Below are 14367 nucleotides of genomic sequence, written 5' to 3'. Positions count from 1 at the left end.
CCCGCGTCAACGCAAACAACGCGGTGGTCACACGCCCGTGGGTCAGTCGCCCTCCCGGCGCTCCCGGGTCGCCAGCAGCCGGCGCAGCGAGTACAGCCGGGCCGGGTCCGCGTGGCCCTCGGCCACCCAGGCGTCCAGCGCGCAGTCCGGCTCGTCGTGACTGCACGCGCGCGGGCAGTCGGCCGTGCCTGCTTCGAGGTCCGGGAAGGCGTGGATGACCCGGGACGGGTCGACGTGGGCCAGGCCGAAGGACCGGATGCCCGGGGTGTCGACCACCCAGCCGTCGTCCCCGCTCAGGGGGAGCGCCAGCGCGGACGTGGTGGTGTGGCGGCCGCGGCCCGTCACCGCGTTCACATGGCCGGTCAGCCGGCGCCGCTCCTCAGGGACCAGGGCGTTGACGAGCGTCGTCTTGCCGACGCCGGAGTGACCGACGAACGCCGTGACCAGACCGTCGAGTTGCTCGCGCGCGCGGTCCGCCGCGCCGCCGTTCTCCAGGTCCTCGCGGCTGGTGACGACGTAGGGGATGTCGAGGTCGCCGTAGAGCTCGAGGAGTTTGTCCGGCGGGGCGAGGTCCGACTTGGTCATGACCAGCAGGGGGTCCAGGCCGCCGTCGTACGCCGCGACCAGGCAGCGGTCGATGAGGCGCGGGTGGGGCTCGGGGTCGGCGAGGGCGACGACGATGGCGAGCTGGTCGGCGTTGGCGACGACCACGCGCTCGTACGGGTCGTCGTCGTCCGCCGTGCGGCGCAGCACCGAGCTGCGCGGCTCGATGCGGACGATGCGCGCGAGGGTGTCCTTCTTGCCGGACAGATCGCCCACGAGGGCGACCCGGTCGCCGACCACCGCGGCCTTGCGGCCGAGTTCCCGGGCCTTCATCGCCAGCACGATCCGGTCCTCGACCAGGCAGGTCAGCCGCCCGCGGTCGACGGTGAGGACCATGCCCTCGGCCGCGTCCTCGTGCTTGGGGCGGATGTTGGAGCGCGGCCGGTTGCCCTTGCGGTTGGGGCGGCTGCGGATGTCGTCCTCGTCGGTGTGCTTGCCGTAGCGGCGCATGTTCGTAACGCCCCTAGGCCCCGAGCATTCCGGTCCACATTTCGGGGAATTCCGGCAAGGTCTTCGCCGTCGTCGCCACGTTCTCGATCTGCACGCCCTCGACCACGAGGCCGATGATCGCGCCGGCGGTCGCCATGCGGTGGTCCTCGTAGGTGTGGAAGATGCCGCCGTGCAGGCGGCGCGGGCGGATCTGCAGGCCGTCGGCGGTCTCGGTGACGTCGCCGCCGAGCTCGTTGATCTCCTTGGTGAGCGCGGCCAGGCGGTCCGTCTCGTGCAGCCGCAGATGGGCCACGTTCCGCAGGGTGGAGGGGGAGTCCGCGAGGGCCGCGACCGCCGCGACGCCCGGGGTCAGCTCACCCACCTCGCCCAGGTCCACATCGATACCGTGAACGGCACCCGAACCGGTGAACTCCAGTCCGTACTCGGTCAGTTCGCAGGAACCGCCCATTTCGGTGAAGATCTCCCGCAGCTTGTCGCCGGGCTGCGTGGTGCGGGCCGGCCAGTCGGGGATCACGACCTTGCCGCCGGTCACCAGGGCCGCGGCCAGGAAGGGCTGGGCGTTGGACAGGTCGGGCTCGATGGTCAGGTCCCTCCCGAGCAGCGCGCCCGGCGTCACCCGCCACACGTTCGGCTCGCCGCCCGACTCCGGGGTGTCCACCTGGGCGCCGACCGCGCGCAGCATGTCGACGGTCATGCGGATGTGGGGGAGCGAGGGCAGGGAGGAGCCGGTGTGGCGGACCTCCACGCCCTGGTTGAAGCGCGGGCCGGACAGCAGGAGGGCGCTCACGAACTGGGACGAGGAGGACGCGTCGATCTCCACCGGACCGCCGTCCAGCGCCCCGCCGCCGTGCACCGTCAGCGGCAGCGCGCCACGGCCGTCGTCGTCGATGCGGGCGCCGAGCACGCGCAGGGCGTCGATCACGCCGTTCAGGGGGCGCTCGTAGGACCTCGGGTCGCCGTCGAAGCGGACCGGGCCGTCGGCGAGCGCGGCGACCGGGGGCAGGAAGCGCATGACCGTGCCGGCGTTGCCGACGTCGACCGTGGCCGGACCGCGCAGGCCGGTGGGCAGGACCCGCCAGGTCTCGCCCGTGCCGTCCGGGCCGACGCCCTCGACGATGTCGACGCCCATGGTGCGCAGGGCGCCGGCCATCAGCAGGGTGTCGCGGGAGCGCAGGGGACGGCGCAGCCAGCCCGGCTCGCTCGCCAGGGCGGCGAGGACGAGGGCGCGGTTGGTGACCGACTTGGACCCCGGTACGTGGACCGTCGCGTCGACGGCTCCGCTCGCATGGGGGGCGGGCCAGAGGGCGGTACGTGCGTCTTGTGGGGCCATGGGCCCACTTTATAAGGAGGCGGTGTGTCCGGTGCTGCGCCGTTGGGGCTGGTCACACCTCGAGCAGCCAGCGTCCCCCGCCTATCAGCGAGCACAGCGACACCGCGTGGAAGAAGAAGAGCCACAACCCGGCCGGTACGTGTGTCAGGCGCGAGAGCTGGTCCGCGTCGGAGTCGCCCGCGCCCCCGCGGCTGCGCTTCGCCTGGAGCTCGAAGGCCGGACGTACGCCGCCCACGAGCAGGAACCAGACCACCGCGTACGCGAACGCCGCCTGTACCTGGGGGCCCGCCAGCCACGACACCAGGAGGAAGGTGCCACCGGCGACGATCACGGTCAGGGCGCCGTACGCGTTGCGGATCATCACCAGCATCGCCACGAGCAGGGCGGTCGCCAGCCACAGGAGCAGCGTGATGTGGCCGGCGGCGAGCAGGACGGCGCCGCCGAGGCCGAGGAGCGGGGGAGCGGTGTAGCCGGCGGCCGCGGTGAGGATCATGCCGAGCCCGTGCGGCTTGCCGCGGCTGACGGTGAGGCCGCTGGTGTCGGAGTGCAGCCGTATGCCCGTGAGCTGGCGTCCGGTGAGCAGCGCCGTCAGGCCGTGGCCGCCCTCGTGCGCGATGGTGATGGCGTTGCGCGAGAGGCGCCAGACGTTGTGCGGGACGGTCACGGCGACGGCAGCGACCAGCGTCGCGAACACCACCCACAGATCGGGGTCGGGCTGGGTGCCGAAGACCCGGTCCCACAGGGAGGCGAGTGAGGAGGCGGTGCTGTCCATCGGTGGCTTTGGCTCCCGTAGCTCTCGGCGGATCTGGCAGTGTGGCACGTATGTGCGGACGGTATGCAGCGAGTCGTAGGCCAGAGGATCTCGCAGGAATCTTTGAGATCGAGACGTGGGAGCCCGAGGAGACCCTGGCGCCCGACTACAACGTCGCCCCGACCAAGGAGGTCTACGCCGTTCTCGACCGCCCTCTTAAGGACGTGGAGGACCCGCGGCCGGTTCGCCAGCTCCGCAAGCTCAAGTGGGGGCTGGTGCCGAGCTGGTCGAAGACGCCCGAGGGCGGCGCCCGGATGATCAACGCCCGTGCGGAGACCGTCCACGAGAAGCCGTCGTACAAGCGGGCCTTCTCCTCACGCCGCTGCATCATCCCCGCCGACGGCTACTACGAGTGGGTCACCGGCACCCAGGAGCGCGATCTGGAGGTCGAGGGGAAGAAGAAGCGGCCGCGCAAGCAGCCCTACTTCGTGCTGCCCGCCGACGGCTCGGTCTTCGCGATGGCCGGGCTGTACGAGTTCTGGCGGGACAAGACCCTGCCGGACGACCACCCGCAGGCCTGGTGGGTGACCTGCTCCGTCGTCACCACGGAGGCGGAGACGAGCCCGCTCGCCGTGTCCCCGGCCGAGGGACCGCGCACGCTGTCCGAGATCCACCCCCGGATGCCGCTGATGCTCACCCCGGACCGCTGGGACTCCTGGCTCGACCCCTCCCGCACCGACCTCGACGGCCTGCGCGAGCTGCTGGCCCCGCCGCCGCCCGGCCTGATGCGCGCCTACCCCGTCTCCACGGCCGTCAGCAACGTCCGCAACAACGGCCCGGAGCTGCTGAAGGAGCTGGAAGGGCCGGAAGAGGGCACACTCTTCTGACGTGACGACCTCTTCTGACGTGACGACCGAGATCATTGGCACGGAGGCGGGGGACGCCCGCATCACCTGGCACCCGGCCCGGCAGGCACGGCTCGTGCTGGCCGTGAGCCACGGCGCCGGCGGCGGCATCGAGGCGCGGGACCTGCGGGCCCTGGCCGAGGTGCTGCCGCGGCACGGCGTGAGCGTCGCCCTCGTGGAGCAGCCCTGGCGGGTGGCCGGCAAGAGGCTCGCGACGCCGCCGAAGACCCTGGACGCCGGCTGGCGCGGCATCTGGCCCGCAGTGACCCGCCCCGGCCTGCCGGTGGTCTCCGGCGGCCGCAGCGCCGGCGCCCGCGTCGCCTGCCGTACGGCCACCGAGCTCGGCGCGCGCGCCGTCCTCGCCCTCAGCTTCCCGCTGCACCCGCCGGGCCGCCCGGAGAAGTCCCGCGCCGGCGAACTGCTCGGCTCCGGGGTGCCCACCCTCGTCGTCCAGGGCGGGAACGACCCCTTCGGGAAGCCGGAGGAGTTCCCCGACGGGACCTACGAGTTCACCGAGGTGCCGTACGGCGATCACGGCTTCGCGGTGCCGAAGAAGGCGGACATCACCCAGGACGAGGCCGTGGCGGTCATCACGGACGCGGTCGTGAAGTGGACCGGGTCACTGCTGTGACGGCCCGGGAATGTTGCGGACCGGACCTCTGTTGTGCGGGGCAGAAGTGCTGAGACACCAGCACCGACGTCGTGGGAGAGGAAGTCAGCCGCATGGGTTCGACCGCATGCCCGAGCCGCAGCAGCCGCACTGACCTGGACTGGACGGTGCTGACTGCGGCCAAGACCACCCCTATTCGAGGGGCGGCGGGGACGGGTCGTCGTCTATCCTCCGATTCTGGTGGCGTCGGTTTCGGCGCTACCCGCAATCTTGAGGAGGTGGGTCCGGTCACCGGTACCGACGCAGGGACCGACAACGGCCAGGCGGAGCTGCCCGAGGGCCAGGGCGCCAGTGCGGAGTCGACCGCGGAGCGCACCGCGCGCTTCGAGCGGGACGCGCTCGAATTCCTCGACCAGATGTACTCGGCCGCGCTGCGCATGACGCGCAACCCGGCGGATGCCGAGGACCTGGTGCAGGAGACGTACGCGAAGGCGTACGCGTCCTTCCACCAGTTCCGCGAGGGCACCAACCTCAAGGCGTGGCTGTACCGCATTCTCACCAACACCTTCATCAACTCGTACCGCAAGAAGCAGCGTGAACCCCAGCGCTCCGCGGCCGAGGAGATCGAGGACTGGCAGCTCGCGCGCGCCGAGTCGCACATGTCGACCGGTCTGCGCTCCGCGGAGTCGCAGGCGCTCGACCACCTGCCGGACTCGGACGTGAAGGAAGCACTCCAGGCGATCCCCGAGGAGTTCCGCATCGCCGTCTACCTCGCCGACGTAGAGGGCTTTGCGTACAAGGAGATCGCGGACATCATGGGGACACCCATCGGTACGGTGATGTCCCGGCTGCACCGGGGCCGCCGTCAACTGCGCGGCATGCTCGAGGACTACGCCCGTGAGCGCGGGCTGGTCCCGGCCGGCGCTGGAGAGTCGAACGAAGCGAAAGGCTCGGGCTCATGAGCTGCGGAGAGCCGCACGAGACGGACTGCAGTGAGGTCCTCGATCATCTCTACGAGTTCCTCGACAGTGAGATGCCGGACGTCGATCGCGACAAGTTCAAGCAGCACTTCAAGGAGTGCTCGCCGTGCCTCGAGAAGTACGGCCTGGAGCAGGCCGTGAAGAAGCTCGTGAAGCGCTGCTGCGGGCATGACGACGTGCCGACGGACCTGAGGTCCAAGGTCATGGGGCGGATCGACCTGATCCGCTCCGGCCAGGCCGTCCCCGAGCACGACATCACCGCGTCGCCGCAGGAGTCCTGAACTCCCGCCGCACGCACGCCACTCCCGCCGGGCGCGCCTGGAACGGGCTGCCGTCACTCGAACGTGCTAATCCACCGTTCCTGGCCCCGCGGCCCCCTCCAGCCCCCTTACGCTCCTCAGCCTGAGCAGCATCGGCCGGTGGAGGGGCGTGATGGAGGCGGTTCCGGCCCGGGCACGTGCGTACGTGGCCTGCACGATCGTGGGCGCTCTCCTGTGCCTGCTCCCGCTGCCCGATACACGTACCCCCTGGTGGGCGGTCGCACTGCTGGCCGCGCTCTACGCCTGCTGCGAGCAGGCCGCCGCCCGCCGGCGCTTTGCCGGAACGTTCTACCCCGTGCTCCTCGCCGGGGCCTTCCTGCTGCCACCGCCGGCCGCCGCCCTGGTCGCGCTGCCGGGGGTGCTGCTCTCCAGAGTCGAGCAGCGGCCGCGGCAGGTGCGCCGGATCTGGCGGGCCGCCCAACTGGTGCTCGCCGTCTGGGCCGCGAGCCGGGTGCACTGGTCGCTGGGCGGCCGGGACGCGGTCGTGGCCTCCGACTTCCCGTACGTGCTGGTGCCCGCCGGTGCCGCGGTGCTCACGTTCTGCCTGGTGCTGACCGCCCTGGACGGCGGGATCCGCGCGCTCGCCGAGGGCGTGCCGCTCAGCCGGGCCTGGCGCGGACTGTTCGTGCGCTCCCTCGCGCCGGTGGCCGTGCACGGGCTCGCCGGGCTCATGATGGCCGTCCTGTGGCGCAGCCCCTACGGCCCCGTCGCCGCGCTGCTCGTGCTGCTGCCGATGTGCGTGTCCTGGTGGGCCTTCGCGCAGTCCCACCGTGAGCGCGCCGCCCACCAGGCCACCATCCGCGCGCTCGTGCAGGCCGTCGACATCAAGGACGAGTACACCCGCGGCCACAGCGAACGCGTCGGCCAGGCCTCGATGATGATCGCGCGTGAGCTCGGCCTGGACGACGAGCGCACCGAGGTGCTGCGGTTCGCGGGGATCCTGCACGACGTGGGCAAACTCGGCGTCCCCACACGGCTGTTGCGCAAGGACGGACCGCTGACTCCCGAGGAGCGGCGGGTGATCGAGCTGCATCCCGAGTACGGCCACGAGATGGTGCGCGGAATCGGTTTTCTGGGCGAGGCCCGCGCCGCCGTCCTGCACCACCACGAGCGGCTGGACGGCAGCGGCTACCCGTACGGGCTGGTGGGCGTGCAGATCCCGGAGTCGGCGCGGGTGGTGGCCGTGGCGGACGCCTTCGACGCGATGACGTCCACACGCTCCTACCGGCGGGCCCGGCCGGTGGCCCTCGCGCTGGAGGAGCTCCAGCGGTGCGCGGGCTCGCAGTTCGACCCGCGGATGGTCACCGCACTGGTGCGGGCGCTGTGCCGCCACGGCTGGCATCCGTCGGTCACCGCACAGGAGCAGCCGCACGTCCCGCAACCGGCGGCGCCCGTCGCCGACCGCCCGAGAGCCCATCGATGAGCCGCCGTGCACCGCTGACGGTCCTCATCCACACCACTGCCGCCGTTCTCGCCGCGGGCTCCCTCGTCGTCACCTGCCGTACCGGCCTCCAGGAGCGGCCCACCGCGCTCGCCTTCGGCGTGCTCGTCACCGCCGGGGAGCTCAGCCGCTGGACCGGCGCCCGGGTCAGGGAGGCCGCACCGCTCGGGGCCGCCGGGGCGCTGTCGTACGCGCTGCTCGGAGAGGACGCCGGGCTGCCCACGCACCACGGCGTCATGCAGGTCGTCGCCGTCGTCCTCGCGGCCGCCCTGCTCGGCAGCGTGCCGCACGTCGCGCGGGGGCAGGGGCCGGTGCTCGACCACCTCGCGCGGCGCGTCCTCACCGTCGGATTCGCCGCCGTCTGCTTCCAACCCCTGTACAGCCGGGGCGTGTTCGACGCCTGGCACGGCCCGGCGTACGCGCTGCTGCTCCTGGCCCTGCTCGCTCTCACCGCGCTGTGCGACGCCGTGCTCGCCGCCGCGCTCGCGCACGCCCGCACCCGTTGGCCCTTCGGCCCGCTGCTGCGTGACGAACTGCACGCCCTCCTCGGTATCGGCTCGGCCGTGTGTGCCACGGGCGCGGTGATGGCGCTCGCGGTCGCCGTCGCAGGACTGTGGGCGCTGCCCGTGTTCTCCCTGCCGCTGCTGCTCACCCAGCTGTCCTTCCGCCGTTACGCCGCGGTGCGGACCACCTACCGGCAGACCATCGCCTCCCTCGCCCGTGCCACCGAGATAGCCGGCTACACCCCCGCGGGGCACGCCCGGCGGGTGGCGGGCCTCAGCCGCGCGGTCGGGCGGGACCTCGGGCTCACCCGGCCCGAGCTGACCGTGCTGGAGTACGCGGCCCTGATGCACGACATCGGCCAGCTCAGCCTGGTCGACCCGGTGCCGGCCGGCGCCACCGCGGTGCTGCCCTGCGCCGAGCAGCAGCGGATCGCCCTGCTCGGCGGGGCCGTCGTGCGCCAGACCGGGGTCGACGCGGCGGTCGCCGTGGTCGTCGAGCGGCAGGCCGACCCCTACCGGGACCAGCCCGTCGCCGCGCGGATCGTGCGGGCCGTGAACGCCTACGAGGAGAAGGCGCGCGACGCCGGGCCCGGCGGCCCCCTCACGGCCCTGGAGGAACTGCGGCTCGCCACGGCGGAGGAGTACGCACCCGAAGTGGTGGAATCGCTCGCCCGGGTACTGGCAAGAGACAGTCTGACCTTGCCTTCGGCTGGGTAACCCATGGGTAATGAGCGGCCTTCCAGCCGTACGTGGTTGGATGCGAATGAGAGGGTGTCCGGGGGCAGCACTAGCCAGCCCACTCCAAGGAACTGGCAGGCGGGAATCGTGAGGATCTTCGGCAAGGGACGGCACCGGCCCTCCGCCTCCTGGCGGCAGGCCACAGACCGCGCGTTCACCCTGATCGGCGATGGCCGGTACGAGGACGCGGGCGCGCTGCTGACACGTGCCGCCGACCTGGAGCCCTGGCTGTCGGAGTCCTGGTTCAACCTCGCCCTGCTGCACAAGTTCCGGCACGACTGGGAGCAGGCGCGCGCGGCCGGACTGCGTGCCGTCGCGCTGCTGGACCGGGAGACCGGGGCGCCCGACTGGTGGAACGTCGGCATCGCGGCCACCGCCCTCCAGGACTGGCCGCTGGCCCGGCGGGCCTGGCAGGCGTACGGGCTCCAGGTGCCGGGCGCGGGCACCGCGGCCGGTGAGCCCGTGGGCATGGACCTGGGCAGCGCGGCCGTACGGCTGTCCCCCGAGGGGGAGGCCGAGGTGGTGTGGGGCCGGCGCCTGGACCCCGCCCGGATCGAGGTGCTGTCGATCCCGCTGCCGTCCTCCGGGCGGCGCTGGGGCGAGGTCGTGCTGCACGACGGGGTGCCGCACGGCGAGCGGACCACCGCGGCCGGCCACTCCTACCCGGTCTTCGACGAGATCGAGCTGTGGGCGCCCTCGCCCGTGCCGACCTGGGTGGTGCTGCTGGAGGCCGCCACGGAGGCGGACCGGGACGCCCTGGAGCAGCTCGCGGCCGACGCGGGCTTCGCCGCCGAGGACTGGTCGTCCTCCGTACGGCTGCTGTGCCGGACCTGCTCCGAGTCACGGATGCCGTCCGACGAGGGAGACGGCGAGCACCTGGACCCGCACGACCACAGTGAGCCGGGGCATCCGGGGCCGCTGGGGCACCGGACGGACGGACAGCTGTGGGTGCCGGAGCGGGAGTGCGGCGTGGCCGCCCCGGCCGCACTGGTGCGGGGGTTGCTGGACGGGTGGGTCGCCGACAGCCCGGACTCGCGGGACTGGCGTGACCTCGAAGAAGTCTGCTGACCGGAACTCCCTGCGGAACTCCCTTTAGGCTGTACCCGCAGATTTCTCATGGTTGCAGGAAGGCATCGTCGGTCATGGCGCAGCAGGACACCGATCAGCAGCACGCGGGCGTGCTCCCCGTGGACGACGAGGGCTTCGTCATCGACACCCAGGAGCCCGAGGAGCGCGAGGCCGCCTTGCGCGAGCGGGGCACCTCGCGGCCGATCACGGTCGTCGGCAACCCGGTGCTGCACAAGGAGTGCAGGGACGTCACGGAGTTCGGCCCCGAGCTGGAGCAGCTGGTGGCGGACATGTTCGCCTCGCAGCGCACCGCCGAGGGCGTGGGCCTGGCCGCGAACCAGATCGGCGTCGATCTGAAGGTCTTCGTCTACGACTGCGGCGATGACGAGGGCATGCGGCACGTCGGCGTCGTCTGCAACCCCAAGCTGGTGGACCTGCCCGCGGAGCGGCGCCGGCTGGACGACAGCAACGAGGGCTGCCTGTCCGTGCCGACGGCGTACGCGCCGCTGGCCCGCCCCGACTACGCCGAGGTCATCGGGCAGGACGAGAAGGGCAACCCGATCAAGGTCCGCGGCACCGGCTACTTCGCCCGGTGCCTCCAGCACGAGACCGACCACCTCTACGGCTACCTCTACATCGACCGCCTCTCCAAGCGTGAACGCAAGGACGCGCTGCGGCAGATGGCGGAGAACGAGCCCCGCTACCCCGTGGTCGCCAACGACTGACGCCGTCAGGCGGCCGCCTCGGGGCCCCTGAAGGTGCGCCGGTAGGCGTTCGGCGTGGTCCCGATCGCCTGGACGAACTGGTGGCGCAGCGCCGCCGCGTTGCCGAACCCGGCCCGCCAGGCGATCGCGTCCACCGTCTCGTCCGTCCCCTCCAGCAACCGCTGGGCCAGCAGCACCCGTTGCCGCAGGATCCAGCGGTAGGGAGTGGTGCCTGTCTCCTGCTGGAAGCGGCGGGCGAAGGTGCGCGGCGACATGTGGGCGCGGGCCGCGAGCTGCTCGACCGTGACGTCCTCGTCGAGATGCCGTTCCATCCACACCAGCACCTCGGCGACGGTGTCGCCGTGCGACCGGGGCAGCGGACGCTCGATGTACTGGGCCTGCCCGCCGTCGCGGTGCGGCGGCACCACCATGCGCCGGGCGATCTTGTTGGCGACCTCCGGGCCCTGCTCCTTGCGCACGATGTGCAGACAGGCGTCGATGCCGGCGGCGGTGCCCGCGGAGGTGATCACCGGGTCCTCGTCGACGTACAGGACGTCCGGTTCGACGCTCAGCCGCGGATACGCGCGGGCCAGCTGGTCCGCGTCGTGCCAGTGCACGGCGCAGCGGCGGTCGTCCAGCAGTCCGGCCGCGGCGAGCGCGAAGACGCCGGAGCAGACACTGAGCACCCGGGCGCCGCGCCCGACCCCGCGGCGCAGCGCGTCGAGCAGCTCGGGCGGGAACTCCCGGCTCCCATAGCGGGCGCCGGCGGGCACGGCGATCAGATCGGCCTCCTCCAGCCGCTCCAGACCGTGCTCGACGTTCATGGAGAAGCCCGCGCGCGTGTTCAGCAGCGGCCCCTCGGCCGAGGCGACCGCGAAGTCGTACACGGGCAGTCCGTCGTCGCTGCGATCGATGCCGAACACCTCGCATACGACGGCCAGTTCGAAGGGATTCACGCCGTCCAGGACGACGGCGGCGACATTCTGCAGCATCTCTCCAGTGTGCCTCGCCATTGGCAGTAAATCGAGGGTCTACGGCAGTCCTGCCACTGTTTGTAAGGAGCTAACAGCGCGACAGTGGTGTCTATGGATACGGCACACATCGAAGGACTGATCGGAATGCTGACCGTTCTCGGAATCCTCGTCCTGATGGTTCTCCCGTCGGTGATCGGCATCGTGCGCGACCGTCGTATCGACCGGCAGATCCGTGAGGCCGGACGAGGGCGCCGCGAGCCGGAGGTGCTCGGGCCGACCGGGCGCCCCGCCCGCGCGCGGCGCTACCTCACCACCACGGTGACCCACCACTCCTGAATACCCAGGCACGAGACCCGGCCGGTCTGCGCGGCACACAGGGGCCGCGTGGACTGGAGCCGGGTCTTTCCTGCCGCGACGGCCTTGTAGGCGGCGCTCGCGTCGCCGGGCCGCAGGACGATGCCGCTGTTGGCGGCCTCGAGACCGGAGCCCTTGACGGCGAGCGGCTTCCAGGGCCGTTCGGCGGTGCCGTCCAGGCTGACGCGGAGCGTCTCTCCGACGGCCAGGCACACGGTGCGGCCGCTGTCGCGGGCGGCGAGCGCGGCCGCCGCCGCACATCCGGTGGGACTGCCCGTCGGGCCGGTGGACGGACTTGTCGTGGGGGTGGGGGAGGACGACACGCTGCTGCCGCCCTTGCCGTTGTCGGACTGACCGCCGCAGCCGGCGAGGACGAGAGTGAGCGCGGCGAGTGCGAGGGTCGTGTGGGGGATCGTTCGGCGCATGGGGGCCTCCTCTCCCCTCTGACGTGTCACCGGCCCGCCCGGATCCACGCCCCGTCGCACGCCGGAGCCCCGACCGCGAAGGCGGCGGCCGGGGCCCGGGTCGTGCTGTTGGTCAGCTGGTCGTGACGGCGGTGTCGTCGACGACGAAGCTGGTCTGCAGGGAGGAGTCCTCGGCACCGCTGAACTTCACGGTGACGGTCGAGCCCGCGTACGAGGAGAGGTCGAAGGACTTCTGGGCGTACCCGGAGGCGGCGTTGACGTTGGAGTACGTCGCCAGGGTCTTGGATCCGGCGGTGACCGTCAGCTTGTCGTAGGCGGTGCTGCCGCTCTCCGACGTGTCGATGTGCAGGTAGAAGGTGAGCGTCGCCTTGCAGCCGGTGGGTACGGTCACCGACTGGGACAGGGTGTCGGTGTGGGTGGTGCCGTAGCCGTCGAGCCAGGCCTTGTACGAACCGCCGTGCGCGGCCTCACCGGTGTCGGTGGTGATGACCCCGCTCGACGCCGTCCAGCCGGTGTTGCCGGACTCGAAGCCCGGGTTGCTCAGCAGCTGGGCCGAGGTGCAGGTGCCGCCGCCCGAGGTGCTGACCGTCCAGGTGAAGGAGGTCGAGCCCGAGGCGCCCGTGCTGTCCTTCGCGGTGACGGTGACCTGGTAGGTGCCCGCCGTGGACGCCGTGCCGGAGATCAGGCCGGTCGAGCTGTTGACGGACAGCCCGGTCGGCAGGCCGGTGGCGCTGTAGGTGAGCGCGGCGCCCGCGCTGTCGGACGCGCTGATCTGCAGACTGGCCGAGCTGCCGGTCGCGGTGGACTGGCTGCCCGGGTTGGTGACCGTCACCGTGTTGCCGGAGCTGGTGCCGGTGGTGAAGGCGGTGGTGCCGTTGGGGGTGCCCCAGCCGGTCGGGCCGTCGTAGCCGGTGGCCGCGGTGCAGAAGTACGACGTGGAGCAGGAGCCGTTGTTGCCGCTGGTCACGTCGTACAGGTTGCTCGTGTGGCTGTAGGGGTACTTCGCCGGGTAGTCCGCGGAGCCCGGGGTGCCGGCCAGCGCGTAGACGCCGGCGATGATCGGCGACGAGGCGCTCGTGCCGCCGTAGACGGCCCAGCCGGAGCCGCCGTAGGTGTCGTAGACGGCCACGCCGGTGGCCGGGTCGGCGACCGCGGAGACGTCGGCCTCCATGCGCTTGCTGCAGCCGCTGTCGGTCTGCCAGCTCGGCTTGGGGTCGTACGCGGAGCAGCCGGAGCCGGTGCCCTCCGTGCTGCTCGTCTTCCACACGGACTCCGTCCAGCCGCGGGAGTTGGAGGAGGTGGAGAGCGCGGTGCCGCCTACGGCGGTCACGTACTGGGAGGTCGCCGGGTACTCGGCGCCGTAGCCGGAGTCGCCCGCGGAGACGGTGATCGCGACACCCGGGTGCTTGAAGTACGAGGTGTCCTCACCGGTCTGCGAGGAGGCCTCGTCGCCGCCCCAGCTGTTGGAGACGAACTTGGCGCCGAGGGAGACGGCCTCGTTCTCGGCGGTGCCGAGGTCGGTGTCGTTCGCGGAGTTCGCCTCGACCAGGATGATGCTGCAGTTCGGGCAGACCGCGCTGACCATGTCGATGTCCAGCGCCTCCTCGCCCGCCCAGCCGGTGTCGTTGGTCGGCAGCGAGGTGGTGGAGCCGGTCTGGCTGACCTGCTTGAAGCAGCCGTTGGCCTTGGTGCAGGAGGACAGGCCGTACTGCGAGCGGTAGGTCGCGAGGTCCGACGCGGCGTTGGGGTCGTTGTAGGCGTCGACGACGGCGACCGTCAGGCCCGAACCGCCCGTCGAGGGCAGGTTGTAGGCGCTGTGCAGGTTGGCCGGGCTGAGTCCGGAGGGCGCGGCCGCGGCGAGCGCGGAGGCCAGCCGCTGCTTGATGTCGGTGCGGCGCTGGGCGAAGCAGGACGCGTGACCGGGAGCGGCCGTGGCGCACAGGTGGGCGGTCGGCACCTTCTGGCCGGCCTTGCCGGTCGAGTGGAAGGTCTGCCGGTCGGGGGAGGTGAGGGCTTTCGCGTTCTGCGCGACATGGGAGGTGTGCGAGACCGCGGGCGCCGCGTGTGCCGGTACTGCTACGAGTCCGGCGAGACCGAGGGCGAGGGCGGGTATGGCGGTGGCGAGGAGTCTTCGCAGGCTCCGTCTGGGCTTCTCACGCATGGGGGTGCTGCCTCCGTCGTTGGAGTGGGGTTCTCGACGCTGATGGCAGG

At 71.9% G+C, this 14367-nt stretch carries 15 protein-coding genes; 9 read left to right on the top strand and 6 right to left on the bottom strand.

Annotated features, from left to right (window positions below; translation table 11 throughout):
• Nucleotides 1–42: 42 nt before the first annotated feature.
• The 3 genes from rsgA to ACGFYN_RS13295 are packed head-to-tail and all read right to left on the bottom strand — an operon-like array spanning nucleotide 43 to nucleotide 3155.
• Complete coding sequence (gene rsgA / locus ACGFYN_RS13305; protein WP_393865923.1) at nucleotides 43–1053, bottom strand: ribosome small subunit-dependent GTPase A; 1011 nt, start codon at nucleotides 1051–1053, stop codon at nucleotides 43–45.
• A 13-nt stretch (nucleotides 1054–1066) separates the two neighbouring features.
• Nucleotides 1067–2383, bottom strand: a complete 1317-nt coding sequence (gene aroA, locus ACGFYN_RS13300) for a 3-phosphoshikimate 1-carboxyvinyltransferase (protein WP_393865922.1) — start codon at nucleotides 2381–2383, stop codon at nucleotides 1067–1069.
• Nucleotides 2384–2435: 52 nt separating this feature from the next.
• The gene (locus ACGFYN_RS13295; protein ID WP_393865921.1) at nucleotides 2436–3155 is read right to left on the bottom strand and encodes a M50 family metallopeptidase; all 720 of its coding nucleotides are present in this window, start codon (nucleotides 3153–3155) and stop codon (nucleotides 2436–2438) included.
• 50 nt (nucleotides 3156–3205) lie between these two features.
• On the opposite strand from ACGFYN_RS13295, the gene ACGFYN_RS13290 reads away from it, so the two are divergent.
• From ACGFYN_RS13290 to def, 8 genes are all read left to right on the top strand, one after another.
• A complete protein-coding gene (locus ACGFYN_RS13290; protein ID WP_393865920.1) occupies nucleotides 3206–4021 on the top strand; it encodes an SOS response-associated peptidase in 816 nt (271 codons plus the stop codon).
• Nucleotides 4022–4040: 19 nt separating this feature from the next.
• Nucleotides 4041–4670: an alpha/beta family hydrolase gene (locus ACGFYN_RS13285; protein ID WP_393866256.1), complete on the top strand. Its 630-nt coding sequence runs from the start codon at nucleotides 4041–4043 to the stop codon at nucleotides 4668–4670.
• Nucleotides 4671–4927: 257 nt separating this feature from the next.
• A complete protein-coding gene (sigR, locus tag ACGFYN_RS13280) occupies nucleotides 4928–5611 on the top strand; it encodes an RNA polymerase sigma factor SigR (protein WP_393865919.1) in 684 nt (227 codons plus the stop codon).
• A complete protein-coding gene (rsrA, locus tag ACGFYN_RS13275) occupies nucleotides 5608–5910 on the top strand; it encodes a mycothiol system anti-sigma-R factor (RefSeq protein WP_393865918.1) in 303 nt (100 codons plus the stop codon). Before sigR ends, rsrA begins: the two co-directional genes overlap by 4 nt.
• 151 nt (nucleotides 5911–6061) lie before the next feature.
• Nucleotides 6062–7372 carry an HD-GYP domain-containing protein gene (locus ACGFYN_RS13270; RefSeq protein WP_393865917.1) on the top strand — a complete coding sequence of 437 codons (1311 nt, stop codon included), beginning with the start codon at nucleotides 6062–6064 and terminating at the stop codon, nucleotides 7370–7372.
• Entirely contained in the window at nucleotides 7369–8610 is a 1242-nt protein-coding gene (locus tag ACGFYN_RS13265; protein WP_393865916.1) for an HD-GYP domain-containing protein, read from the top strand. Before ACGFYN_RS13270 ends, ACGFYN_RS13265 begins: the two co-directional genes overlap by 4 nt.
• A 108-nt stretch (nucleotides 8611–8718) precedes the next feature.
• Entirely contained in the window at nucleotides 8719–9699 is a 981-nt protein-coding gene (locus ACGFYN_RS13260; RefSeq protein ID WP_393865915.1) for a tetratricopeptide repeat protein, read from the top strand.
• Between the two features lie 74 nt (nucleotides 9700–9773).
• The gene (def, locus tag ACGFYN_RS13255) at nucleotides 9774–10424 is read left to right on the top strand and encodes a peptide deformylase (RefSeq protein ID WP_393865914.1); all 651 of its coding nucleotides are present in this window, start codon (nucleotides 9774–9776) and stop codon (nucleotides 10422–10424) included.
• A gap of 5 nt (nucleotides 10425–10429) precedes the next feature.
• Here the strand turns inward: def and ACGFYN_RS13250 are convergent, their stop codons facing one another.
• Nucleotides 10430–11395 carry a GlxA family transcriptional regulator gene (locus ACGFYN_RS13250; protein WP_393865913.1) on the bottom strand — a complete coding sequence of 322 codons (966 nt, stop codon included), beginning with the start codon at nucleotides 11393–11395 and terminating at the stop codon, nucleotides 10430–10432.
• 93 nt (nucleotides 11396–11488) lie between these two features.
• On the opposite strand from ACGFYN_RS13250, the gene ACGFYN_RS13245 reads away from it, so the two are divergent.
• Nucleotides 11489–11713, top strand: coding sequence for a hypothetical protein (locus ACGFYN_RS13245; RefSeq protein ID WP_393865912.1), 225 nt, complete (start codon nucleotides 11489–11491; stop codon nucleotides 11711–11713).
• Here the strand turns inward: ACGFYN_RS13245 and ACGFYN_RS13240 are convergent.
• Both ACGFYN_RS13240 and ACGFYN_RS13235 read right to left on the bottom strand, forming a co-directional pair.
• Complete coding sequence (locus ACGFYN_RS13240; RefSeq protein WP_393865911.1) at nucleotides 11680–12156, bottom strand: hypothetical protein; 477 nt, start codon at nucleotides 12154–12156, stop codon at nucleotides 11680–11682. The two genes, ACGFYN_RS13245 and ACGFYN_RS13240, sit on opposite strands and share 34 nt — an antisense overlap.
• A gap of 112 nt (nucleotides 12157–12268) precedes the next feature.
• Entirely contained in the window at nucleotides 12269–14317 is a 2049-nt protein-coding gene (locus tag ACGFYN_RS13235; RefSeq protein WP_393865910.1) for a putative Ig domain-containing protein, read from the bottom strand.
• Nucleotides 14318–14367: the final 50 nt, after the last annotated feature.

Origin of the sequence: Streptomyces sp. NPDC048419 (genome assembly GCF_043200415.1) — a bacterium.
Taxonomy (GTDB): domain Bacteria; phylum Actinomycetota; class Actinomycetes; order Streptomycetales; family Streptomycetaceae; genus Streptomyces.
The sequence above is the reverse complement of the archived record's forward strand: the minus strand, read 5'-3'. Positions and strand labels throughout refer to the sequence as shown.